The sequence below is a fragment of the Myxococcus vastator genome, assembly GCF_010894475.1.
GTDB classification, from domain to species: domain Bacteria; phylum Myxococcota; class Myxococcia; order Myxococcales; family Myxococcaceae; genus Myxococcus; species Myxococcus vastator.
The window spans coordinates 17,300-39,240 of sequence record NZ_JAAIYB010000023.1 but is presented as its reverse complement, the minus strand read 5'-3'; the positions used below and the strand labels follow the sequence as shown (position 1 = coordinate 39,240).

Annotated in this window: 19 protein-coding genes; 9 read left to right on the top strand and 10 right to left on the bottom strand. The window is 70.5% G+C overall.

Annotated elements, in window-relative coordinates:
• Both G4D87_RS04105 and G4D87_RS04100 read right to left on the bottom strand, forming a co-directional pair.
• The coding region (locus tag G4D87_RS04105) for an MFS transporter (RefSeq protein WP_240357991.1) at positions 1–906 on the bottom strand (906 nt) is incomplete at its 3' end.
• Positions 903–1,865: an ornithine cyclodeaminase family protein gene (locus G4D87_RS04100; protein WP_163779084.1), complete on the bottom strand. Its 963-nt coding sequence runs from the start codon at positions 1,863–1,865 to the stop codon at positions 903–905. The genes G4D87_RS04105 and G4D87_RS04100, both read right to left, overlap by 4 nt.
• Positions 1,866–2,044: 179 nt before the next feature.
• On the opposite strand from G4D87_RS04100, the gene G4D87_RS04095 reads away from it, so the two are divergent.
• From G4D87_RS04095 to G4D87_RS04080, 4 genes are all read left to right on the top strand, one after another.
• Positions 2,045–4,090: an ATP-binding protein gene (locus G4D87_RS04095; RefSeq protein ID WP_205507416.1), complete on the top strand. Its 2,046-nt coding sequence runs from the start codon at positions 2,045–2,047 to the stop codon at positions 4,088–4,090.
• 95 nt (positions 4,091–4,185) lie between these two features.
• Positions 4,186–4,842, top strand: a complete 657-nt coding sequence (gene msrA, locus G4D87_RS04090; RefSeq protein WP_163779079.1) for a peptide-methionine (S)-S-oxide reductase MsrA — start codon at positions 4,186–4,188, stop codon at positions 4,840–4,842.
• 290 nt (positions 4,843–5,132) lie between these two features.
• Positions 5,133–9,512, top strand: a complete 4,380-nt coding sequence (locus tag G4D87_RS04085) for a discoidin domain-containing protein (RefSeq protein WP_163779097.1) — start codon at positions 5,133–5,135, stop codon at positions 9,510–9,512.
• A gap of 302 nt (positions 9,513–9,814) precedes the next feature.
• Complete coding sequence (locus G4D87_RS04080; protein ID WP_163779077.1) at positions 9,815–10,618, top strand: lectin OAA family protein; 804 nt, start codon at positions 9,815–9,817, stop codon at positions 10,616–10,618.
• A 60-nt stretch (positions 10,619–10,678) separates the two neighbouring features.
• On the opposite strand, the gene G4D87_RS04075 is transcribed toward G4D87_RS04080, so the two are convergent.
• The 4 genes from G4D87_RS04075 to G4D87_RS04060 form a co-directional block, all read right to left on the bottom strand.
• The gene (locus G4D87_RS04075) at positions 10,679–11,401 is read right to left on the bottom strand and encodes a YebC/PmpR family DNA-binding transcriptional regulator (RefSeq protein WP_163779074.1); all 723 of its coding nucleotides are present in this window, start codon (positions 11,399–11,401) and stop codon (positions 10,679–10,681) included.
• A 107-nt stretch (positions 11,402–11,508) separates the two neighbouring features.
• Positions 11,509–11,712, bottom strand: coding sequence for a YbdD/YjiX family protein (locus tag G4D87_RS04070; protein ID WP_163779071.1), 204 nt, complete (start codon positions 11,710–11,712; stop codon positions 11,509–11,511).
• 1 nt (position 11,713) lies between these two features.
• Positions 11,714–13,777 carry a carbon starvation CstA family protein gene (locus tag G4D87_RS04065; RefSeq protein WP_163779068.1) on the bottom strand — a complete coding sequence of 688 codons (2,064 nt, stop codon included), beginning with the start codon at positions 13,775–13,777 and terminating at the stop codon, positions 11,714–11,716.
• A 115-nt stretch (positions 13,778–13,892) separates the two neighbouring features.
• On the bottom strand, positions 13,893–14,759 hold the full coding sequence (locus G4D87_RS04060; RefSeq protein WP_240357990.1) for a methyltransferase domain-containing protein: 867 nt from the start codon (positions 14,757–14,759) through the stop codon (positions 13,893–13,895).
• A gap of 375 nt (positions 14,760–15,134) precedes the next feature.
• Here G4D87_RS04060 and G4D87_RS04055 point away from each other — a divergent pair, with 375 nt between their 5' ends.
• Together G4D87_RS04055 and G4D87_RS04050 are read left to right on the top strand one after the other, a co-directional pair.
• Positions 15,135–15,377 carry an HNH endonuclease gene (locus tag G4D87_RS04055; protein WP_163779064.1) on the top strand — a complete coding sequence of 81 codons (243 nt, stop codon included), beginning with the start codon at positions 15,135–15,137 and terminating at the stop codon, positions 15,375–15,377.
• Positions 15,374–15,823 (top strand): DUF4265 domain-containing protein, encoded by a 450-nt coding sequence (locus G4D87_RS04050; protein ID WP_163779061.1) that lies wholly within the window; start codon positions 15,374–15,376, stop codon positions 15,821–15,823. The genes G4D87_RS04055 and G4D87_RS04050 overlap by 4 nt, the downstream gene beginning before the upstream one ends.
• Here G4D87_RS04050 and G4D87_RS04045 read toward each other — a convergent pair.
• Positions 15,820–16,203, bottom strand: coding sequence for an Mpo1-like protein (locus G4D87_RS04045; RefSeq protein ID WP_163779058.1), 384 nt, complete (start codon positions 16,201–16,203; stop codon positions 15,820–15,822). The genes G4D87_RS04050 and G4D87_RS04045 overlap by 4 nt on opposite strands.
• A gap of 161 nt (positions 16,204–16,364) precedes the next feature.
• Here G4D87_RS04045 and G4D87_RS04040 point away from each other — a divergent pair, with 161 nt between their 5' ends.
• Positions 16,365–17,468, top strand: a complete 1,104-nt coding sequence (locus G4D87_RS04040) for a hypothetical protein (RefSeq protein WP_176411038.1) — start codon at positions 16,365–16,367, stop codon at positions 17,466–17,468.
• Positions 17,469–17,471: 3 nt separating this feature from the next.
• Here the strand turns inward: G4D87_RS04040 and G4D87_RS04035 are convergent, their stop codons facing one another.
• Positions 17,472–17,825 (bottom strand): winged helix-turn-helix transcriptional regulator, encoded by a 354-nt coding sequence (locus G4D87_RS04035; RefSeq protein ID WP_163779052.1) that lies wholly within the window; start codon positions 17,823–17,825, stop codon positions 17,472–17,474.
• Positions 17,826–17,995: 170 nt separating this feature from the next.
• Here G4D87_RS04035 and G4D87_RS04030 point away from each other — a divergent pair, with 170 nt between their 5' ends.
• A complete protein-coding gene (locus tag G4D87_RS04030) occupies positions 17,996–18,598 on the top strand; it encodes a malonic semialdehyde reductase (protein ID WP_163779049.1) in 603 nt (200 codons plus the stop codon).
• 22 nt (positions 18,599–18,620) lie between these two features.
• On the opposite strand, the gene G4D87_RS04025 is transcribed toward G4D87_RS04030, so the two are convergent.
• Positions 18,621–19,427: a class I SAM-dependent methyltransferase gene (locus G4D87_RS04025; RefSeq protein WP_163779048.1), complete on the bottom strand. Its 807-nt coding sequence runs from the start codon at positions 19,425–19,427 to the stop codon at positions 18,621–18,623.
• A complete protein-coding gene (locus G4D87_RS04020) occupies positions 19,424–19,888 on the bottom strand; it encodes an acyl-CoA thioesterase (RefSeq protein WP_176411037.1) in 465 nt (154 codons plus the stop codon). Before G4D87_RS04020 ends, G4D87_RS04025 begins: the two co-directional genes overlap by 4 nt.
• A 185-nt stretch (positions 19,889–20,073) precedes the next feature.
• Between G4D87_RS04020 and G4D87_RS04015 the strand changes: the two genes are divergently transcribed.
• Positions 20,074–21,909: a metallophosphoesterase gene (locus G4D87_RS04015; RefSeq protein WP_163779042.1), complete on the top strand. Its 1,836-nt coding sequence runs from the start codon at positions 20,074–20,076 to the stop codon at positions 21,907–21,909.
• Positions 21,910–21,941: the final 32 nt, after the last annotated feature.

The following is a 21,941-nucleotide window of genomic DNA, read 5'->3' as shown; positions in this document are numbered from 1 at the left end:
GAACAGCACCGCGCACGGCACGCCCACCACCTGCGTGAGCAGCAACGCGCCAATCAACGCGCCCCGGCCAATGCCCAGCTCCGTCCCGTACAGCGTGGACAAGCGGATGATGGTGCCGATGCCGTCACTGTAGAGCAGGTAGGCCACCAGCAGCAGGAAGGCCTGACGGTGCTGGCGCAGCCCGCTCAGCGTGCTCGAAAGCTGCGTGAAGATGCCGCGCAGGGACAGCGGGGGGCGGGCGACGGACACGTCCGGTTTCGGCTCGGGGATGCTCCGGAAGAGGGGCACCGAGAAGACGGCCCACCACACCGCCACGGAGGCGAAGGCCACGCGCGAGGCGGCCCCCGCGTCCGCCAGTCCGAACCACTGGGGCTTCATCAGCAGCACCAGCTGCGCGGCCAGCAGCAGGCCGCCGCCCAGGTAGCCCAGCGCGTAGCCCGCGGTGGACACGCGGTCCAGCTCGTCGTCCCGGGCGATGTGCCGCAACAGCGCGTCCGCGAAGACGATGCTGCCCGTCACGCCCACGTTGCCCAGGCCGAAGAGCAGCAGGCCCCACTCCCAGTCCCCCGGGCCCACCGTGGCCAGCGCCAGTGTGGACACCATGCCCAGGCCCGCGAAGATGCCCAGCATGTGCTTGATGCGCCCGGCCCGGTCGCTCAGCGCGCCCAGCACCGGTGACAGCACCGCCACCACGCCCAGCGCCACCGCGGTGGCGGTGGCGAAGCGGCTGGTGGCCACCTCGCGCGGCAGCCCCTGCGCCGCCACGGAGGCGTAGTAGAGCGGGAACACCACCGTGACGACGGTGGTGATGAAGGCCGAGTTCGCCCAGTCATACATCGCCCACGCGCGCAGCGCGGGCCGCGTCAGGCCAATGCGCGACAGGAGCTCCAGCACCCTGCGCCTCATGCGTCGAAGTCCAGCCCGCCCACGGCGTCGTCACCCTGGGCCGACTGGTAGACGTGCCAGGCCGCCGCCAGGTCCTGGAAGGGCAGGCCCACCGCCGCGAAGACGGTGACGTCCGCCTCGGACGTGCGGCCGGGCTTCAAGCCGGCCAGCACCTCGCCCAGCTCCGCGTGGATGGCCTCCTCCCCCAGGCCCACCGCGCCCGCGGCGCCGGTGGACACCGCCAGCCCCCGGTGGTCGACGATGAAGCGCGACTGGCGCAGCAGCTCCGCGGACAGCTCGGCCTTGCCCGGCTCATCCGCGCCCAGCGCGATGAGGTGCGTGCCCGGCCGCACCATGCCGGGGTGCAGGAAGGGGTGACGGCTCCACGTCGCCGTCACGACGATGTCCGCGTCGGAGACGGCTTCTTCCAGTGTCTCCGCCATCCGCACCGGCAGGTTCAACTCCTGGTACATGCGCGTGGCGAAGGCGAGCGAGCGCTCCGGCGCCGTGTCGAACACCCGCACGTGCGTCAGCGAGCGCACCAGCCGCAACGACTTGAGCTGCAGCACCGCCTGCCGGCCCGCGCCGATGAGCGCCACCCGGCTCGCGTCCGGCCGCGCCAGCACATCCGCCGACAGCGCGCCCACCACGCCCGTGCGCACCGCCGTCAGGTGGCCGGCGTCCATCACCGCCATCAGCTCGCCGGTAGCGACGTCGTGCAGGTGCACCACGCCTCGAATCGCCGGCGACTGGCCGGGGAACTTCGCGTGCACCTTCACGGAGTAGGCGGGGATGGCGGGCAGGCTGCCAGGGAACAGCACCAGGGCGGTGCCCTCGGCATGGAGCGGGGCCCGGGCGCGCTGCGGTGCCACGGTGCGCGCCAGGGCGTCGGTGCGGAAGGCCTCGCGCAGGTCCTCCAGCAAGAGGGGGGCCTGCAGGTTGCGGGAGACGTCGGAGCGGGTCAGCAGGAGCGTGCGCATCTTGCAGACACCCTAACCGAGCCGGTGCGGGCCCACAGCTCCATGGCGTGCGGCCACGGCGGCAAGCGCCCGAAGTTGGACGTCCGGACGAACGGGGGGACGAGGCACGCGGGCGCCATCGTCCCCAGAATGGAAGTGAACGGCGGCGTGGGCGGACCCAGGGCCTCGGGAGGCCGGTGATGCTGGAGACAGAGTCCCGCACAGCGGGCGACAAGCAGGCCCCCGGGGCTCGGACGCTCAGGGCCGCGGAGTTCCTGCGCGCCCACCAGGAGGAAGTGCTGGAGGACTGGCAGCAGGTCATGCGAACGCTCCACGCGGGGCACGCGACGCAGCCTTCGTGGTTGCTGGACCACGTGCCCCAGCTGCTCTACGTGCTCGCGAACCTCATCGACCACGACTCGGACGAAATCCTCACCACGCTGCCGGACGAGCACGCGATGTCCCGGCTGGACGCCGGCTTCAACCTGGGGCAGGTGGCGTCCGAGTACGCGCTCCTGCGCAAGTGCATCCTCCACAGGCTGGAAGCCGAAGCGGCCTTCCTCGCGCCGGGCGAGCTGGAGCGGATGGAGGACGCGCTGGACCGGATTGTCACCCGGACGATGACGTCCTTCTCCCAGGGACGGCAGCGCATCCTCCAGGCCCTGGACCGGATGACGCAGGCCGCGCTGGAGAGCCCCTCCATGGACGGCCTCCCCTCGCGGCTGCTCTCCGTCCTGGTGGAGTCCGCGCTCTCGGTGGACTCGGCGGCGTTGCTGCTGGTGGAGGGGGACGCGCTGGTGGTGCGCGCCGCGGTGGGCCTGGGCGCGGACGAGACGCTCGGCGCGTCATTGAAGCTGGATGAGGGCTTCGCGGGCGAGGTGGCCCGCCAGCGCCAGCCGCTGGCGCTGCGCTCGGCGTCCACGGACCCGCGCATCGCGCTGCCCGCGCTGAAGCAGGAAGGGCTGCGCGCCGTCTACGGCGTGCCGCTGCTGGACGGCGACCAACTCCTGGGCATCGCGTACATGAGCTCGCGCACCACCTTCGTCTTCTCCGAGCCGGACGCCCTCCTGTTCCGGACCATGGCGCAGCGGACCACCGCGTACCTGGTGCATGACCGGCTCCAGGCCCGCGAGCGTCGGGCCCACGCGGACGCCCAGCGCTCACTGGCACAACTGGACGCGCTGCTGGCCTCCACGCCCATGGGCATCGCCCTGCTGGACCGGGACCTGCGCTTCGTGCGCATCAACCAGGCCATGGCGGATATCAACGGCCACTCGCCAGAAGCCCACCTGGGCCGCCGCTTCCAGGAGATGGCCCCCGTGACGGCGGTGGACACGTTCGAGCCCCTGTTCCGCCGCATGATTGAGACAGGTGAGCCGGTGGACGCGTTCGAGTTCACCAACGCTGGAGACCTGCGGACGTGGCAGGCCAGCTTCCACCCGGTCCGCACGCCCGACCAGGGGGTGCTGGGCTTGAGCTGCACGGTGGTGGATGTCACCCACCACAAGCGGGCCGAGGCCGTGCTCCAGCGGGCGGTGGACTTCCGGGAACAGCTCATGGCGGTGTTGGGACACGACCTGCGCAACCCGCTCAACGCCATCACCGCCTCGGCCTTCCAGTTGACGCGGGCCGAGGACCTGGCACCGCCCGAGCGCCGCGCCGTGGACCGCATCCGCAAGGCCACCGCGCGCATGGGGCGCATGATTACGGACATCCTCGACTTCGCCCGCACCCGCCTGGGCGGGGGGCTTCCCGTGGCCCGCCAGCCCATGGACCTCGCGGAGGTGTGCCAGGCGACGCTGGAGGAGCTCCAGGTCAGCGCCCCGGAGCGCACGCTGAGGCTCGAGGCGAGCGGAGACACCCAGGGGAACTGGGACCCGGACCGGGTGTCGCAGGTGCTGGGCAACCTGGTGGCCAACGCCCTCCAGCATGGCCAGGAGGACAGGCCGGTGTGTGTCACGGTGCGCGGAGAGGCGCGTGAGGTGGTGCTGGAGGTCCACAACACCGGGGAGCCGATTGCGGCCGAGCTGATGCCGCGCATCTTCGACCCGTTCAAGAGCATGCCCGTGAGCGCGCTCCCGCAGGACGTCGCGAGGAAGAAACGCAGCCTGGGCCTGGGCCTCTACATCGTCAGCCAGATTGTCGGCGCACACGGGGGCCGCGTGGAGGTCCGCTCCGACCGGGACCAGGGCACCACCTTCACCGTCCACTGGCCCCGCACCCTCACGGCGCCCGGGGGCACCTGAAGCAGCGCGGCAGGTGGGACGGCCTGCCACCCCTGACCTGCCCGCCTGCCCCTTCTGGGGGTGAATCGCGCACGGCGGGCCGCTATTCCTAGGGCATGTTCTTCAATCCGACCAAGAAGCTGAGGATTCCGACCCCGGAGGAGGCACTGCCGGGCCGCTCGGACGTGATGCCCGTCCCGGAGAAGCACGAGGTGCTGGGAACGCCCATCCAGGGCCCCGTGCCGGAGGGCCTGGAGGAGGTCTACTTCGGCCTGGGGTGTTTCTGGGGCGCGGAGCGGAAGTTCTACCAGACGCCCGGCGTGTACAGCACGGCGGTGGGATACGCCGGAGGCCTGACGCCCAACCCCACCTACCGCGAGGTGTGCAGCGGCCTCACCGGACACAACGAAGTCGTCCGCGTCGTCTTCGACCCGAAGAAAGTGTCCTTCGAGCAGCTCCTGCGCGTCTTCTGGGAGAGCCATGACCCGACGCAGGGCATGCGCCAGGGCAACGACGTGGGCACGCAGTACCGCTCCGGCATCTACTTCACCAGCGAGGCCCAGCAGCGCGCCGTCGAGGCGAGCCGTGACGCGTACCAGAAGGCGCTCGCGGCCCGGGGCTTCGACGCCATCACCACCGAGCTGCTCCCCGCGCCGCCCTTCTATTACGCCGAGGACTACCACCAGCAGTACCTGGAGAAGAACCCGGGGGGCTACTGCGGCCTGGGCGGCACCGGCGTGAGCTGCCCGGTGGGCGTGGGCGTCAACGCCTGAAGCCAGACGCCGACATGCGCGCCAGGTCACACACCCATATTTCACGACTTGACGCATTTCCCGGCTTCGGTTTGACTTTGTTGTGATGCCGAAGGAATAGAATAGGCGGCAGAAAGGAAAGGACCGCTCGGACGCCGTTCATCGTCGCTGCGTGCTGGTTCACCCCCTCCCCTACTTTCTCCAACGGTCCGCTTTTCCCCATGCGTGTGCCGATTTCCCGTGTGCAGGGCGCGCACGGCCCCTGGCTGTCTTTGGCCAGGGCCTGCGCCGTCGTCGCGGTATGGCTGTTCATGGTGGTGGGGACGCGCGCGGAGGCCCAGACGGGCACGAACCTCGCGCTCAACCGTCCGGTGGTGACGTCCTCCGCGGAGCCCGGGCTCACCGGCAACTTCGCCGTGGATGGCGACGCCGGGACGCGCTGGGGCAGCAGCTTCGCGGAGGGCGAGTGGCTCTACGTGGACCTGGGCCAGGCGACGGCCATCTCCCGCGTGGTGCTGACGTGGGAGACGGCGTACGGCCGGGGCTACCGCGTCCAGGTCTCCAATGACGCGGCGGCGTGGCAGGACGTGCGCGTCATCACGGACGGCGACGGCGGCGTGGATGACCTCGCGGTGACGGGCAACGGCCGCTACGTCCGCATCCTCGGGACGCAGCGAGGCGCCATCGACTACGGCTATTCCCTCTGGGAGTTCGCCGTGTACGGGGACACGCATCCCTCGGGCGACCTGGCCCGCGGCCGGCCCGCGACGGCCTCCAGCGTGGAGGCCAACGCCGCGCACCTGGCGCCGGGCTACGCGCTGGACGGCGACGCGTCCACGCGCTGGTCCTCCGACGACACGTCCCACGCCCAGTGGCTTCGCGTGGACCTGGGCGCCTCGCGGCAGCTCGGCCGCGTGGTGCTGGACTGGGAGGGCGCCTACGGGAAGCAGTACGTGATTGAGGGCTCCACCAACGACAGCACCTGGACGGCGCTGGCGCCCACCATCACCGACGGCGCGCCCGGCAGCCGCAGCATCACCGTGTCCGGCAGCGCCCGCTACGTGCGCGTGCGCGGCATCGAGCGCGGCACGGGCTACGGCTACTCGCTCTGGTCCTTCGAGGTGTACGCGCCCGGCGGCGGGCCGCAGGAGCCGCCGCCGCAGAGCACGCCCCAGACGGTGAAGCTGATGTTCCCCGAGCTGGCGTACGCGAAAATCAACGTGTCACCCGCGCCGCTCAGCGTCACGCCCACGCCCGAGGAGGGCAACACCACGCCGTCGGTGCGCAACCCGCCCGGGCCCTTCACCTACGAGCTGACCTTCCCGCCCAACACCGTGGTGACGATGTCGAAGAACCAGTTCTCCCCCACCGCGCCCAACACCGACATCCGGCTGGCCGTCACCACGTCCACCGGCACGGTGCTGCGCGGGCAGACGGTGTCCGCGCTGGCGGTGCAGGGCGCGGAGTGGCGGGTGGAGATCTTCACCATCACCACCGACCCGGACGGCAGAGACCGCACCATCATCCCGGACCCCTACCCGAAGCCGCCGCCGCCCGCCGTCGTGGGGGCCTTCCGCGTGGTGGCGCCCGCCAACGCGGCGGTGCTGACCACCACCCGCCGGCCCACGCTCCAGTGGGCGCCCGTCACCGGCGCCACCGGCTACACGGTGTTCGTCAACCTGAGCCGCGACGACTACGACTGGATGGCGCCCGGCAGCCTGCTGGACCGCTTCACCCAGGTGGGCACCACCACCGCCACCTCCTTCACGCTGCCGCAGGACCTGCCCGACCGCTGGACGTACAAGTGGTACGTCGTGGCCCACCTGGGCGGCGGGGGCACCAGCCGCTCCGACCTGCGCACCTTCAGCGTCTACCTGCCGGTGGTGGAGACGGCCGCGGACGGCGTCGCGCTCATCAACGGCCGGCGCGACCTGAACAAGAACGGCGTCATCGACCCCTACGAGGACTGGGCCAACCCCATCTCCGTGCGCGTCAATGACTTGATGTCGCGCATGACGCTGCACGAGAAGGCGCTGCAGATGTTCTACGAGGCGCGGACGGTGCCGGAGGCCGGCTTCATGATGGGGCCGCTCAGCCCGACAGACATCGCGAGCTTCCAGCGCGCCTCCGCGCTCACCCGCCTGGGCATCCCCCACGTCGACGCGGGCGACACCATCCACGGCTTCAAGACGAGCTGGCCCACGCAGCCCGCGCTCGCCGCGGCGCGCGACCTGGACACCGTCTATGAGCTGGGTGACATGCAGCGCCGCGAGCAGGTCGCGGTGGGCAGCCGCGGCACGCTGTCGCCGCTGGCCGAGGTGGGCACCAAGGTGCTCTACCCGCGCATCCAGGAAGGCGGCGGCGAGGACGCGGACCTGGCGGCGGGCATGACGCGCGCGCTGGTGGCGGGCCTCCAGGGCGGCCCCGAGGTGAACCCGCACTCGCTCTGGGTGACGACCAAGCACTGGCCGGGCCAGGGCGCCGGCGGCGAGGGCGGCATCACCTACGACGGCACCACCATCCACTACCACATGCGCCCGTGGCACGCGGCCATCGAGGCGGGCACCAGCGGCATCATGCCCGGCTACGCGGGCAGCTGGCTGCTGGGGCCGGAGGGCTGGGGCGCGGGCGACAACCCGGGCATCCTCAACTACCTGCGCCAGAAGCTGGGCTACACGGGCGTCATCTGCTCGGACTGGCTGCCGTCGGGGGCGTGGTCACGCTCGGCGATGGCTGGCTCGGACGTCATGGGCGGCGCCAACCCGCAGCAGATGGGGGACTTCGAGAGCGTCGTCACGCCAGCCCGCATCGACGAGGCCGCGCGGAAGATTCTCGACTTGAAGTTCCGCCTGGGCCTCTTCGAGGACCCGTACCGCGGCGGCCCCGCGGGCATGTCCGAGTGGCACACGGCCGACAACAAGGCCCTGGTGCGCCGCGCGGCGCAGAACGCGATGACGCTGCTGAAGAACGACGGCGCGCTGCCGCTGCGGCTCCCGGCGGGCTCGCGCATCGTGGTGGCGGGCCCTCGCGCGGATGACCCGTCCTGCATGGTGACGTGGCGCTCCGACTTCCACGGGACGGAGTTCGGCGACCTCACCATCTACCAGGCCATCAAGCAGCGCGCGGAGCAGGACGGCATCACCGTCTACAAGGACGCGGCGCCCGCGGGCGTCACCGTCAACGCGGCCATCGTCGTGGTGGGCGAGAGCTACTTCACCCACGGCACCGAGTGGGACAAGGAGAAGCCCTACCTGCCGGGCGACCCGGTCGGCCCTCCGCACGAGCCCCAGTGGGGCAACCAGTACGGCCTCATCACCGGCTTCCGGGCGCAGAACGTCCCGGTGACGACGGTGATGATTCTGCCGCGGCCCTACATCCTGACGAACGTGGTGCCGCAGACGAACGCGCTGCTGATGGCGTACCGGCCCGGCGACATGGGCGGCGTCGCGGTGGCGGACGTGCTCTTCGGTGACGTGCTGCCGCGAGGCCAACTGCCGTGGCAACTGCCGCGCTCGCTGGACCAGATTGGCACCGACGTGGAGAACAACCAGTTGGAGCAGTGGGATTTGCCCTTCGACCTGGGCGCCACCGCGGCCCAGCGCGCGGAGATTCGTCAGCGCATCGCGCAGGGTCTGCCCATTGCCCCGGTGTACGGCAACCCGCTGTACCAGTACGGCGCGGGCATCCAGGGCTTCGGGCTGTCGGACGCGACGCCGCCCACGGCCTTCACGTTGCTCACGCCGGCGCCGGGCGCCACCCTCACCACGCGGCCCACCTTCACCTGGACGCCCAGCAGCGACCCGCAGACGGGCATCCACCGCTACGAAGTCTATCTGGACGGCAGCCCCTTCCCGGCGGCGACGACGAAGACGCCGTCGGCGGCCCTGGCCAACGTGTCCCTGGGCAATGGACAGCACACCTGGTTCGTGCGGGCGTACAACTGGGCGGGCGGCGTGACGACGTCCGCCACGGCCACCTTCACGCTCAACGACACCGCGCCGCCCGCGGCCTTCACCGCGCTGTCACCGGCGGCCGGCGCCTCCGTGCCGGGCGCGTCCACGACGTTCATCTGGGAGCAGACCACGGACGTGGGCGCGGGCGTGGCGCGGTACGTCCTGGTGGTGGACGGGGCGGACCGCGCGCCCACGGTGACGCCGCGGGCCTATGTGGGCACGGGCACCAACCTGGCGCTGGGGCGCAACGTGGCGGCGACGTCGTCCGAGTTCGGCAGCCCCAACGACGCGGTGGACGGCAACCCGGAGACGCGCTGGGCCAGCCGCTACGACGTGGCCAGCCCCGACACGGAGTCCATCACCGTGGACCTGGGCGGCGTGTACGCCATCAAGCGCGTGGTGCTGAGCTGGGAGGCCGCGTTCGGCCGCCGGTACGTGGTGGAGACGTCCATCGACGGCAGCACGGGCTGGCGGACGCTGTTCACGGAGGCGAACGGCGACGGCGGGCTGGATGACCTCTCCGGCCTGAGCGGCGTCGGGCGCTACGTGCGGATGCGCGGCGTGGAGCGCGCGACGGGCTTCGGGTACTCGCTGTGGGAGTTCCAGGTGTACGGCGTGGGCACCGAGCAACTGTCGGTGACGGGCCTCGCCACGGGCAGCCACACGTGGCGGGTGCGCGCCGTGGACGGTGCGGGCAACAGCACGCTGTCCAACGGGCCCATCCCCTTCACCAGGTAGTCAGATGACACCCCGGTGGCCACCGCGACACGGGCGGTGGCCACCCAGCCCCGCGAGGCATCGCCCCGCGGACCTAGCAGAAAACCCATACAAGGCCCGCGTCCAATTCAACGCAACCGCGTCTATCCTGGACGCAAACAAAGACAACCACACCAGCCCCGCCGCACCTCACAGAGGAGAGAGTCCCGCTCGCGACGAATGGCACGCCATCTGCTTCGAGGCCGCGCGGAGCCGCCGACCCCCGTCCAGGCTCCACAGCCCGCGGTTGCGTCAGTCCAACCTCAACTCAAAGGACGTCACGAATGGCTGCATATCTCGTTCAGAATCAGTGGGGTGGTTCGCAAGCGACCTGGAACCCCGGTGGACTCTGGCTCATCGGGGCCCGCGACAAGCAGAACGTGGTGGCCCTCGACATCAAGTCCGACGACGGCGGCAGGACACTGAAGGGCACCATGACGTACAACGGCGAAGGCCCCATTGGCTTCCGGGGCACGCTGTCCGGTGCCAACAACTACACGGTGGAGAACCAGTGGGGTGGCACCTCCGCGCCCTGGCAGCCCGGCGGCGTGTGGGTGCTCGGCGCCCGGGACAAGCAGAACGTCGTGGCCGTCAGCATCAAGTCCAGCGACGGCGGCAAGACGCTCACCGGCACCACGACCTACAACGGCGAGGGTCCCATCGGCTTCAAGAGCGAGGTGACTGACGGCGACACCTACTCGGTGGAGAACCAGTGGGGCGGCAACGCCGCGCCCTGGCATCCCGGCGGCGTCTGGGTGCTGGGCACCCGCGGCAAGCAGAACGTCGTCAACATTGACGCGAAGTCCAACGACGGCGGCAAGACGCTGAGCGGCTCCATGACGTACAACGGCGAGGGGCCCATTGGCTTCCGTGGCACGTTGACGTCGCAGGACACCTACACCGTGGAGAACCAGTGGGGCGGCAGCGCCGCGCCCTGGCATCCGGGTGGCTTCTGGATGATTGGCGCCCGCAACGGCCAGAACGTCGTCGCCCTCAACGTCGCGTCCGTCGACGGCGGCAAGACGCTCAACGGCACCATGGTCTACAACGGCGAAGGCCCCATCGGCTTCCGCGCCACGCTCGGCTGACGCCCGCGTGTGGCCACGGCTGGACCGGCCCTGATTCAAGGGCCGGCCCGGCCTCCAGCCTCACGCCAGGTTGTGGAACACGCGCTGGACGTCGTCGTCCTGCTCCAGCGCGTCCACGAGCTCCAGCACCTCGGTGGCCTTGTCCTCGGGCAGCTCGACGGGGCTCTGCGCCACATACTCGGAGTCAGCGGAGACGGGCACCAGCCCCTTGGCCTCGATGGCGGCCTGGAGCTGGCCGAAGTCCGTGAAGGCGGAGCGGATGATGATTTGCTTCTCCCCCTTCTCCCCCACGCCTTCGCCCATCTCCTGGAGGCCGTGGTCGATGAGCTCCAGCTCCAGCGCGTCCAGGTCCAGGCCCTCCGGGTTCAGCCGGAACACGCCCATGCGCTGGAACATGAAGGCCACGCTGCCCGTGGTGCCCAGGTTGCCGCTGTACTTGTTGAAGTGCATGCGCACGTTCGCCACGGTGCGCACGACGTTGTCCGTGGCCGTCTCCACCAGCAGCGCGATGCCGTGGGGCGCGTAGCCTTCGTAGAGCACGATTTCGTAGTCGGTCGCCGACTGGCCGCTCGCGCGCTTGATGGCCGCGTCGACCTTGTCCTTCGGCATGTTCGCGGCGCGGGCGTTCTGGAGCACCCGGCGCAGCGTGGAGTTCGAATCAGGGTTCGGCCCACCCGCCTTCACCGCGATGGCGATGTCCTTGCTGATGCGCGTGAACACCTTCGCCATCTTGTTCCAGCGGGCCATCATCGTGGCCTTGCGTGTCTCGAAAATGCGTCCCATGGGAGGGATGTATAGGTCGGCCACGTTCCGCGTGGCTACTCCCTGTCGCGCCCCCGGGGCCCGGATGTTGACCAGGACAGGCCGGCCTGTCCCACCCCGCCCCCGCTTCAGCAGCAGCGGCCTCCGCCTCCGCGGTAGCGGGCCTGGAGCCGCTCGTCGAAGAAGCGGGCGTAGCTCATCACCTCCCGGTCCGGGTGGTGGCGGCGCATGTGCTCGACATAGGTGTCGTAGTCCGGAACACCAATCATCAGCCGGCCCACCCGCACCGCGCGGCGCCACGCGTGCCCCAGCCGCGCCCACACGGCGGCCATGTCAGCGGACCTCCGCCGGCAGCGGCACGGCGGGGGACTCCTTCGCGGTGGGCGCCGGGGACCGCCAGGCCGCCCGCGCGGCGCGCGCGCCGAAGAGCACCGTGGCCACCACCAACACCATGAACACGCCCGTGAGGGCGGCGTCCACGTAGTCGTTGGTGATGATGCGCTCCATCTCCTCCACGGACGCCGCGGGCGCAACCATCCGCCCCTCCGCCACCGCCGTGGAGAAGGCCCGCGCGTGGGCCAGGAAGGAGATGCGCACGTCGTCGCCGAACACCTTCTGCCACCCCGCAGTCAGCGTGCAGAGCACCAGCCACGCCGCGGGCACGGCGGGCACCCAGGCGTAGCGCTGCCGCTTCATCTTCACCAGGATGACGGTCGCCAGCGTGAGCGCGATGGCGGCCAGCATCTGGTTGGCGATGCCGAACAGCGGCCACAGCGTGTTGATGCCGCCCAGCGGGTCCACCACGCCCTGGTAGAGGAAGTACCCCCACGCCGCCACGCAGAGGGCCGTGGCGACCATGTTCGCCGTCCAGGACTCGGTGCGCTTGAGCGGGGCGTACACCAGCCCGGCCAGCTCCTGAATCATGAAGCGACCCACGCGCGTGCCCGCGTCCACCGTGGTGAGGATGAACAGCGCCTCGAAGAGGATGGCGTAGTGGTACCAGAAGGCCATCATCCCCTCGCCCGACACCAGGCCATGGAGAATCTGCGCCATGCCCACCGCCAGCGTCGGCGCGCCGCCCGCGCGGGACAGGATGGTCGACTCACCGATGTCCCTGGCCGTCTGGCTGAGCACCTCCGGCGTGACGACGAAGCCCCACTGGCTGATGGTGCGCGCGGCCTCCTCCACGGTGGTGCCAATCACCGACGGCGGCGAGTTCATGGAGAAGTACACGCCCGGGTCCAGCACCGACGCGGCGATGAGCGCCATGATGGCGACGAAGGACTCCATCAACATGGAGCCGTAGCCCACCATCCGCGCGTCCCCTTCGTTGGCCAGCATCTTCGGCGTGGTGCCAGAGGAGATGAGCGAGTGCCAGCCGGACACCGCGCCGCACGCGATGGTGATGAACAGGAAGGGGAACAGCCCGCCGGAGAACACGGGCCCCGAGCCGTCGATGAAGCGCGTCATCGCCGGCATCCGCAGCTCCGGCGCGGCCAGGAGGATGCCCACGGCCAGGAGCAACACGGTGCCAATCTTCAGGAAGGTGGACAAGTAGTCGCGGGGCGCCAGCAGCAGCCACACCGGCAGCACGGACGCGCAGAAGCCGTAGCCAATCAGCATCCACGCCAGGGCCTTGGCGTCGAAGGTGAACGCGGCGCCCCAGTGCGGGTGCTCGGCGACGTGGCCGCCCAGCCAGATGGACAGCATCAGCAGCACGAAGCCCGCGATGGAGACCTCCAATACGCGGCCGGGGCGGAGGTAGCGCAGGTAGAGCCCCATCAGCACGGCGATGGGCATCGTCATCGCGACGGTGAAGGTGCCCCAGGGGCTGTGCGCCAGCGCCTTCACGACGACCAGCGCCAGCACGGCGAGGATGATCATCATGATCATCAACACGCCTATCATCGCCGTCACCCCGGCGGCGGGCCCCAGCTCCAGGCGCACCATGTCCCCCAGGGACTTGCCGTCGCGGCGCACGGAGAAGACCAGGATGACGAAGTCCTGCACCGCGCCCGCCAGCACCGCGCCCACCAGAATCCACAGCGTGCCGGGCAGGTAGCCCATCTGCGCGGCCAGCACCGGGCCCACCAGCGGCCCCGCGCCGGCGATGGCGGCGAAGTGGTGGCCGAACAGCACCCACTTGTCCGTGGGCACGTAGTCCAGGCCATCGTTGCGCAGGTGCGCTGGCGTCGCGCGCGAGGGGTCCACGCCCAGCGCCTTGCGCGCCACGAAGCGGCCGTAGAAGCGATAGCCGATGACGTAGACGGAGACGGACGCCACCACCAGCCAGATGGCGTTGATGCGCTCTCCCCGGTGCAGGGCCACCGTGCCCAGGCTCACCGCGCCCGCGGCGGCGAGCAGCACCCAGCCCAACTTCCGCGCGACTCCACCCATGCGTGCCTCCGTGTGGCGGCGCCATGCCGCTGCGAGCGGCGGGCACCGGCCTCCCACGGGCGGCTATAGCCCGGGCTCCGCACCCGGGGTAACAAATGCAGGGACGTGGCGCGCGTCACCCCTTCGCGGGCTTCTCCAGGACCAGCCCGAAGTGCGTGTAGCAGCTCGGGTGCAGGTCCAGGATGTTCTCGAAGTGGAAGACGCGGGACGTGAGGCCCGCCGCGTGCGCGGGCGCCAGGACGCGCTCCTTCAGGGTGACGGCGTCATAGAAGCGGCCGTGCCGCTCACCCCAGCGCGGGAACAGGTGGATGACGGACTCCGCGTCGCGGCGGATGTCGTAACCCCACGCGGGGTCACACATGGTGAAGGCGTACTCACCCAGGTACAGCGGGACGATGCAGACCTTGCCTCCGGGCCGGAGCACGCGCCCCGCCTCCCGGATGAAGCCCGTGTCCGCGCTGCCCTCGAAGTGCTCGAAGGAGCAGTGCAGCGTCATCGCGTCCACCGAGCCGTCCTCGAGCGGGAGCTCCGCCGCCGAGCCGCCAATCTGGTGGCCGTGGATGCCCGGCGGGAAGACGAGGTCCTGGGCGTAGAGGTTCCGCGTCCGACCCAGCTCGCGGACGACATCCAGGTACGGGCTGCTCAGGGTGGAGGCGATGTCCACGTAGACGGCGTCCTCGCGCGCCACCAGCGGTTCAATCTGCTTCCACGTGAAGTAGTACTGCGGCCGCTTCTCCCAGTAGGGCTGGAAGCCGCAGCAGTGCCGGATGGTGGCGTTGCGCGCCTGGAGCCCGTCCCAGAAGCGCTCCAGCTCCGCCACGTCGAAGCGGTAGGGCTCGACGGAGATGCCGGCCTGGCGCAGCGGCTCGGGCTGCTTGAGCTGGGGGCCCGGGCCATAGCGGCCGAACCCCGTCAGGCTCAGCAGCTTCGACAGCGGCGCTGACGCCTTGTAGGCGGCGCGGTGCCGGACACTCTTCTTCACGCGGGTCAACAGGTTCACGGAGGTCCCCCGGGCGGATGCCCGAAACGAGCAGGATTCTGGGAGAGCCTTCCGGACGCGTCAATGCGACCCGGAGTCCGCATCCCTGGCGCGCCTGCTTGCCGAGACCTCACCCTGCCACCAAAGCCTCGCACGTGCGAGAGTGTTCTGATGCACACTCTTTATCTGGTCCTGCTCGCGGTCGCGGTCGCAACGCCATCCACGATGGAGGTCCCCGCGGCACCCTCGCCCTTTGAATCCGCTCCGCTACTCGAGTCCGTCATTCCTGACGGTCAGGCGGGGATTGCGGGCAGGGACAAGGACAAGGACAAGAAGGACCGATCCGGAAAGGCCTTCACGAAGCGGCAGAAGGCAATCGTGAAGGACCGGAACGCGAAGGAGAACGACGGCAAGATTCGCTGTGTGAATTGTGAAGTCGAGACGGTCCCCGGCAAGAGGCACCAGAAGGGCGTGACGCCTCCGGCGAACGAGGCCCATGTCGACCACAAGCGCGCCAGGTCGAAGGGGGGCGCGGGGGATGTAGAGAATGGACAGGTGCTCTGCCGGAAGTGCAACCTCAAGAAGGGCAACAGGCACTCTTGCGACGGGAAGTCGAAATGAGCACTGCGGATGGCGATGACCGGGTCAAGGTCATCTTCGAGCTGGAGAAGGACGAGGACGACTATCCCCCCGCGGACTCCGAGGGGCTCTGGGCGCGTCCCCTGGGAGAAGGGTTGTTCCAGCTCGACAACGTGCCCTTCTTCGCCAAGGGCGTGGCCTGCGAGGACGTCGTCTCGGCCGAGCTCGTGGACGGGGAGCTTCTGTTCCAGAAGGTCGTCCGGCCCTCGGGGCATGCCACCCTGCGCCTCATCATCTACGACGAGGAGGAAGTTCCCTCCGTGAAGGCGCTCCTGGAGAAGCAGGGCTGCGCCGTCGAGCGGAGCCATGTCCCCGGGCTCATCTCCGTGGATGTTCCGCCCGCGGTCTCTCTCGACGCCTTGAAGCCGCTCCTGGACGAAGGTGAAGACGCGGAGCGCTGGGGCTACGAGGAGGCGTGTCTGCCTTAGCGGACCTGCTGCGCCGCGGGCACCGCGCGGGCCACCTCGCCCGAGCCCATGCCTCCCGCCTGGGCACGCGCCAGGTGCGGGGCCAGCCGTCCAGCGCCCATCAGCCCCGCCATGCGGAGGTCGGAGATGAACGACCAGAGCGGGTACTTGAACGACGCGGGCTTGTTCCGCTCGATGACGAAGTGGCTGAACCACGCGAAGCCGTAGGCGGCGACGAGCGCGGCCGGCACCAGCGCGCCGCGGCCCGTGACGGCGGCCGTCACGCCCAGCCCCACGCCCAGGGTGGTGCCCGTGAAGTGAAGCCAGCGCGTGGAGGGCAGCGCATGCTCCCGCAGGTAGAACGGCCAGAACTCGGCATAGGTCTCGATGCGGTCGGACATGGTGTGAAGTTAGGGCCCACGGGCAGGGACAGGCAAGGGTGCTCCCCGCACGCCCACCAGCCGGGCAGGCCGTCCAGCATCCGTCATGTTTTCCAGTCGGAGGTCGCCCGCCCCGACCCGGACCTGCCCGAGTCCTCCAGGTCATGAAAGACTCTGGAGCCATGACGGAGTGGATGCCCAAACCGAACCCCTCGGTCGACCTGCGGACGCTGGTGCTCAGTCCAGAAGAGGGCTTCGTGCTCTCCCGCCTGGACGGCGCCACCCCGGCCCGGAACCTGCCCGCGCTGACGGGCCTGCCCCCCGAGCGGCTGCGAATCATCCTCTCCCGGCTCGTCACCCAGGGCGCGCTGCTGCCCACGCCCTCCGCGAGCCCGGCGGCCGCTGCGCCCGTCGCCTCCGAGCCCCAGCGGCGGGCGCCCTCCGCGGCCATCGAGCCCGAAGCGGACCTCCCAGTGCTCGACCTGACGCCGCTGGACGCCGCGTCCGCAGCGGACCTGCCCCCGCAAGACGCCGCGCCCGCCCCCGACGCGGCGACTGACGCCGAGGACGAGCCCGAGGTCGCCCTGGGCAACTACCGCCAGCTCTTCGAGCTCCGGCTGCACCCGCTCCCCGAGGACCAGCGCATCGCCCACGCCCACGCGGCGGAGGACCCCGTCCTCTCCGCGCTGTGCTTCGACCCGGTGCCCGCCGTCATCAAGGCCGTGCTGGAGAACGCGCGCACGGGCCTGCCCCATGCGCGACTCATCGCGCGCTACCACCGCAACCCCGTCGGCCTGGAGGCCCTGTGCGCCCGCGCGGCCTTCGCGGCGGACACGGGGGTGCGGCGCTGGCTCGTGCGCAACCCGCAGCTCCCCGCCAGCCTCTTCCGGCGGCTGTGGAGCGCGCGCCGGCTCATGGAGCTGCACAAGGTGGGCAATGACCGCGACGTGCCGGAGTCCACGCGGCGCGCGGCGCGCGAGGTGCTCCGCCAGCGCTTCGCCAGCGGCCCCGCGGAGGAGAAGGTGGAGCTCATCCTCAACACGGAGGGCCGCGCGCTGGCGGCGCTCATCGGCCTGCCGGTGGATGGGAAGACGGCGTCCCTGCTGTGCGGCCGCACCTACCGCTCGCCCATGCTCATCCAGAACATCGCCCGCTGGAGCGCGGCCCCGCCGGCCCTCATCGCCCACCTGCTGAAGCAAGAGGCGGTGCGGCGTCAGCCCCCGCTGCGCTTGCTCCTCACCCGCCACCCGAACGCCCCCGCGGACGCGAAGCGCGGCGGCGCCTGAGCCTCACGCGGACTTGCGCTTGCGAGCAGCGGAGGCCGGTTTCACGTCCACCCAGCGCTCCGCCCACCGCGCCAGCTCATCCACGACCTTCCACAGCGCCTGTCCCTTCTCCGTGAGCTGGTACGCCACGCGGATGGGCGGCCCCGCGTCCACGTGACGCGACACCACGCCCTCCGCCTCCAGCTCCTTGAGCCGCTCCGACAGGACGCGCTCGCTGATGCCGCCAATCTCCTCACTCAGCTCGCCGAAGCGCCGGGGCCCCGCGAGCAGGATGCGCAGGATGAGGCCCGTCCAGCGCTTCCCCATCAGCTCGCTGGCCTTCTCGAATCGCACACACCGTGTCGGCGAATGCTCCATGGCGCCTCCTCCTCCGAATATAGCGAGCCGCCCTGCCTCCGGCACGGAAGTCCCAAGTCACTTACTTTTTGGAAGTAACTTGCATATTAAAAGCGACCCCATTACCTGAAGGACCATGGCGGTGGCCCAGGGAGGTCACGCGCCGGACCCCTCCAGGAAGGGAATCGCCCATGGCAACGCAGCAACCCGGCCTCGACACGCACGCGCTCAACCAGCTCTTTCTCGACGCCCGCACCCACAACGCGTGGCTCGACAAGCCGGTGGCGGACGACGTCCTCCAGCAGCTCTACGCGCTGACCCGGATGGCGCCCACGGCGGCCAACTCGCAGCCGGTGCGCATCGTCTTCGTGAAGAGCCGCGAGGCGAAGGAGCGGCTCAAGCCCACCCTGTCCCCGGGCAACGTGGACAAGACGATGAACGCGCCGGTGACGGCCATCATCGCGTACGACACCGAGTTCTACGAGAAGCTGCCCCAGCTCTTCCCCGCGCGGGACATGAAGACGGGCATCGCGAGCAGCCCCGCCGAGGTCCGGGAGAAGATGGCCTACATGAACAGCTCGCTGCAGGGCGGCTACTTCATCCTCGCCGCGCGGGCGCTGGGCCTGGACTGCGGCCCCATGGCGGGCTTCGACAACGCGAAGGCGGACGCGGCGTTCTTCCCGGACGGGAAGTGGAAGTCCAACTTCCTCATCAACCTCGGCTACGGCGACGCGGAGAAGCTCTTCCCGCGCAACCCGCGCCTGGACTTCAGCGAGGCGTGCCGCATCGAGTAGCGGCCCGCCTCTCCGCGGGAGCTCAGGCCCGCCGCGCCGTGAGGATGGGCTGATGGAAGCCCGTCTCCTCCGGCGTGTGCCAGCGCGTGTCCATCAGCCCCGCGCGCGTGAGCGCCCGCTCCAAATCCACGCGCTGGAGCGCGCGGTACACGCCGGTGTGCTCGGTGGTGTGCCAGCCCTTGCCCTCGGGGCGGAGGATGAACTGGCGCACCGTGTACGTCCGCCCGTCCGCGGCCCAGTCCCAGATTTGGAAGAGGATGCGGCGGCCCTCGGGCGCCTCCAGGAGCCGCTCCGAGGTGAAGCGGGGCTGGCTCTGCGCCAGCGCGTCGGCGTCGCGCACGCTCAGCACCACCAGCCCGCCGGGCGCCAGCTTCGACGTCATGGCGCGCGCCGCCGCGTCCAGGTCCTCGTCCGTCAGCAGGTGCGTCACCGCGTTGTCCAGCGCCAGCACCACCGGGAAGGTGCCCGCCACCTGCGTGTCCAGCGTGCGCAGGTCCGCCACGCCCGTGGTGAGGTGCACGTTCAGCGCGCGCGCCTCGCGCTCGGCGCGCGCCACGGCGGCGGGGCTCAAGTCGGTGGCGTGGACGGTGTAGCCACGGCCCGCCAGCCCCAGCGCCTGGGTGCCGATGCCACACGCGCAGTCCAGCACGCGCCGGGGTGGCGGCGCCTCGCAGCGGCGCAGCAGCGCGTCCAGCATGGCGCCCTGCCGCTCCACGGTCTGCGGCCAGTTGGCGAAGAGCAGGTGGTACTCCTCCGCCATGCCCTCGTAGAACCCCAGCGCCAGGTCGCTCATGGACGGCGCGCCGCTCGGAGACCGCCGCTCACTCACGAGCTGAAGGAGCGCCCCTCGAGCGCCTCGATGGCCGCGCGGAGCTCTGGCGGCACGGGGACCTTCTCGTGCGTGGCGTAGCGCAGGGTGACGATGACGCAGCTGCCCCGGGTGTAGACGACGCCGTCGTCCTCTCCGGCCACCGCGTGCTCCAGGGTGAGGGAGGACGTGCCGATGCGGGTGGCGCGGCAGCCGGCCACCAGGCGCGTGGGGAAGAGGACGGGACGCAGGTACTCCGCGTTGGTGGCCTTCAGGATGGGGCCCACGCCGTCGCGGTTCGTCCGCGCGTCCCCCGCGCCGGACGGCCCCGTCAGGCCGATGCGCGCGAAGTAGTGGATGCGGGCGGTCTCGAACCAGGTGAACGTGCGCGTGTTGTTGGCGTGGCCGAAGGCGTCCATCTCCCCCCAGTGGAGGGGGAAGGAGACAACCACCGGGAAATCCTTGAGCGGCGAGTCCGGCATGTCCCCAGGGTGCCCCACCCGGCGGCCCCAGGGAACCGCGAACCGCGCCCGCCTGGCCTCCAGGCAAGGGCCACGGCCGTGGTAATCCAGGACAGCCATGCGTTCACGACTCCACACGTCCTCGCCCGCGGCCCCCGGGCTCGGCTCCACCGTCCCTTCCGGCCCCGTCCTGGAGCAGTCCGCTCATGGCCGCTGAGCGTGAGCCGGTGGAGCGGCTGGAGCCGCCACGAGCGGACCTCCCCGTCGAGGACCTGCGCCCCTACGCCTTGTCCCCGCGCGAGGGCCTGCCGCGATCGGACCGGAGCCTGGCGGCGCATCCCCGGAAGCGGGCGGACATGGTGCGCTGGCTTCATCCCGCGCAGCTCTTGCGCACGGGCCTGGACGCGGTGGTGGCGGCCGTCTTCGGCGCGCGCGCGGACCACCGGCTCATCGAAGCGGTGGTGCGGCCGCAGGTGCCCTACTTCGACTACTCGCAAGAGCCGATGCCGGAGGGCGGCTTCTGGCTGGACTACGTGTCGGACACCGGCGACGGCTGGAACTCCACCTACGCGGTGGCGCGGCTGCTGGCGCTGCCGGAGCTGACACTGCCCGTGCAGGGCCAGCCCTCCGGGGAGCCCCACGCCACGCAGCGAGGACGGCTGCTCGTCTTCGGCGGTGACGGCGTGTACCCCGGCGCCAGCCGCGAGGTGTACGACGAGCGGTTGGTGCAGCCCTATGAGGCGGCCATGCGGCGCTCGCATGCGCCCAGCCCGGACCTGTTCGTGATTCCGGGCAACCATGACTGGTACGACGGGCTCGGCGCCTTCCTGCGGCTGTTCTGCGCGAACCGGTGGATTGCCGGCAGGCGCACGCGGCAGAGCCGCAGCTACTTCGCGCTGAAGCTGCCCCAGCGCTGGTGGCTCATCGGCACGGACGTGCAGCTCAACAGCGACATCGACGTGCCGCAGGTGGAGTACTTCCGCGAAGTGGCCAGCCACATGGGCCCCGACGACCGCATCATCCTCTGCAACGCGGAGCCCGCCTGGATTCTGGCCGCCACCGAGCGGCGCAAGGGCAGCTACCTGGAGAACAACCTGGAGTACCTCCAGGAGAAGGTGTTCGGCCGGCGCATCAACGTCTTCCTCGCGGGCGATTTGCACCACTACCGGCGGCACGAGGACGCCGGCGGGCGGCAGAAAATCACCGCGGGCGGTGGTGGCGCGTTCCTCCACCCCACGCACGCGCCCTCCGCCCACGTCCTGCGGGACGGCTACACCTTGCAGAAGAGCTTCCCGGACGAATGGACGTCCCGGAAGCTGGCCCGGCAGAACCTGCTGCTCATCCGCCACAGCCCGTTGTTCGGTTTGTTGACGGGCGCGCTGTACCTGCTGCTGGCGCTGGCGGCCTACGCGGAGGTGGGCTCCTTCGGAATGTCACAGCTCTCGGACGTCATCCTGGCGGTGGCCAACAGCATGGTGGCCCGGCCGTGGACGCTGGTGCTGGGCATGGGCACCATCGCCGGACTCGTCGGGCTGGCGGACTCGGCCTTCGGCAAGTGGCGCACGCTGGCGGGTACGCTCCATGGGCTGGGGCACATCGCCGCGGCCTTCTTCGTGGCCTGGGGCGCCACCTACTTCACCGTGAGCTGCCTGGGCGTGTGCCCAGAAATCTCCGCGGACGGCATCCACTGCGAGGCGGGCTGGTGGCACCTGGCGGGCAAGTTCCTGCTGTCGTCGGGCTTCACCTTCCTGGGTGGCTTCCTGGTGGGGCCCTTCGTCATGGGCCTGTACCTGTGGCTGAGCGTGAACCGCTTCGGCGCGCACTCCAACGAGGCCTTCATCTCGCTCGCGCTCCCGGACTGGAAGAACTTCCTGCGTCTGCGCATCGGTGAAGACGGGCGGCTCACCGTCTTCCCCGTGGGCCTTGAGCGCGTGCCCCGCAAGTGGAAGGAGACCCACGCGGGGCCTTACGCGCCCGCGTTCGACCCGGATGACCCGAAGGCCACCGAGCCCGTGCTCATCGAGCCTCCCATCCGCGTGTGAGCCGTGCCGCCCGCCGTCCTGGAAAGCGCCTC

Excerpts from the sequence above, each read along its gene's own strand:
- G4D87_RS04085 (WP_163779097.1), top strand. The coding sequence starts at position 5,133 with ATGGTGGTGGGGACGCGCGCGGAGGCCCAGACGGGCACGAACCTCGCG.
- G4D87_RS04080 (WP_163779077.1), top strand. The coding sequence starts at position 9,815 with ATGGCTGCATATCTCGTTCAGAATCAGTGGGGTGGTTCGCAAGCGACC.
- G4D87_RS04035 (WP_163779052.1), bottom strand. The coding sequence starts at position 17,825 with ATGGAGCATTCGCCGACACGGTGTGTGCGATTCGAGAAGGCCAGCGAG.
- G4D87_RS04015 (WP_163779042.1), top strand. The coding sequence starts at position 20,074 with ATGGCCGCTGAGCGTGAGCCGGTGGAGCGGCTGGAGCCGCCACGAGCG.
- msrA (WP_163779079.1), top strand. The coding sequence starts at position 4,186 with ATGTTCTTCAATCCGACCAAGAAGCTGAGGATTCCGACCCCGGAGGAG.
- G4D87_RS04075 (WP_163779074.1), bottom strand. The coding sequence starts at position 11,401 with ATGGGACGCATTTTCGAGACACGCAAGGCCACGATGATGGCCCGCTGG.
- G4D87_RS04065 (WP_163779068.1), bottom strand. The coding sequence starts at position 13,777 with ATGGGTGGAGTCGCGCGGAAGTTGGGCTGGGTGCTGCTCGCCGCCGCG.
- G4D87_RS04045 (WP_163779058.1), bottom strand. The coding sequence starts at position 16,203 with ATGTCCGACCGCATCGAGACCTATGCCGAGTTCTGGCCGTTCTACCTG.
- G4D87_RS04070 (WP_163779071.1), bottom strand. The coding sequence starts at position 11,712 with ATGGCCGCCGTGTGGGCGCGGCTGGGGCACGCGTGGCGCCGCGCGGTG.
- G4D87_RS04100 (WP_163779084.1), bottom strand. The coding sequence starts at position 1,865 with ATGCGCACGCTCCTGCTGACCCGCTCCGACGTCTCCCGCAACCTGCAG.
- G4D87_RS04020 (WP_176411037.1), bottom strand. The coding sequence starts at position 19,888 with ATGCCGGACTCGCCGCTCAAGGATTTCCCGGTGGTTGTCTCCTTCCCC.
- G4D87_RS04040 (WP_176411038.1), top strand. The coding sequence starts at position 16,365 with ATGACGGAGTGGATGCCCAAACCGAACCCCTCGGTCGACCTGCGGACG.
- G4D87_RS04030 (WP_163779049.1), top strand. The coding sequence starts at position 17,996 with ATGGCAACGCAGCAACCCGGCCTCGACACGCACGCGCTCAACCAGCTC.
- G4D87_RS04050 (WP_163779061.1), top strand. The coding sequence starts at position 15,374 with ATGAGCACTGCGGATGGCGATGACCGGGTCAAGGTCATCTTCGAGCTG.
- G4D87_RS04095 (WP_205507416.1), top strand. The coding sequence starts at position 2,045 with ATGCTGGAGACAGAGTCCCGCACAGCGGGCGACAAGCAGGCCCCCGGG.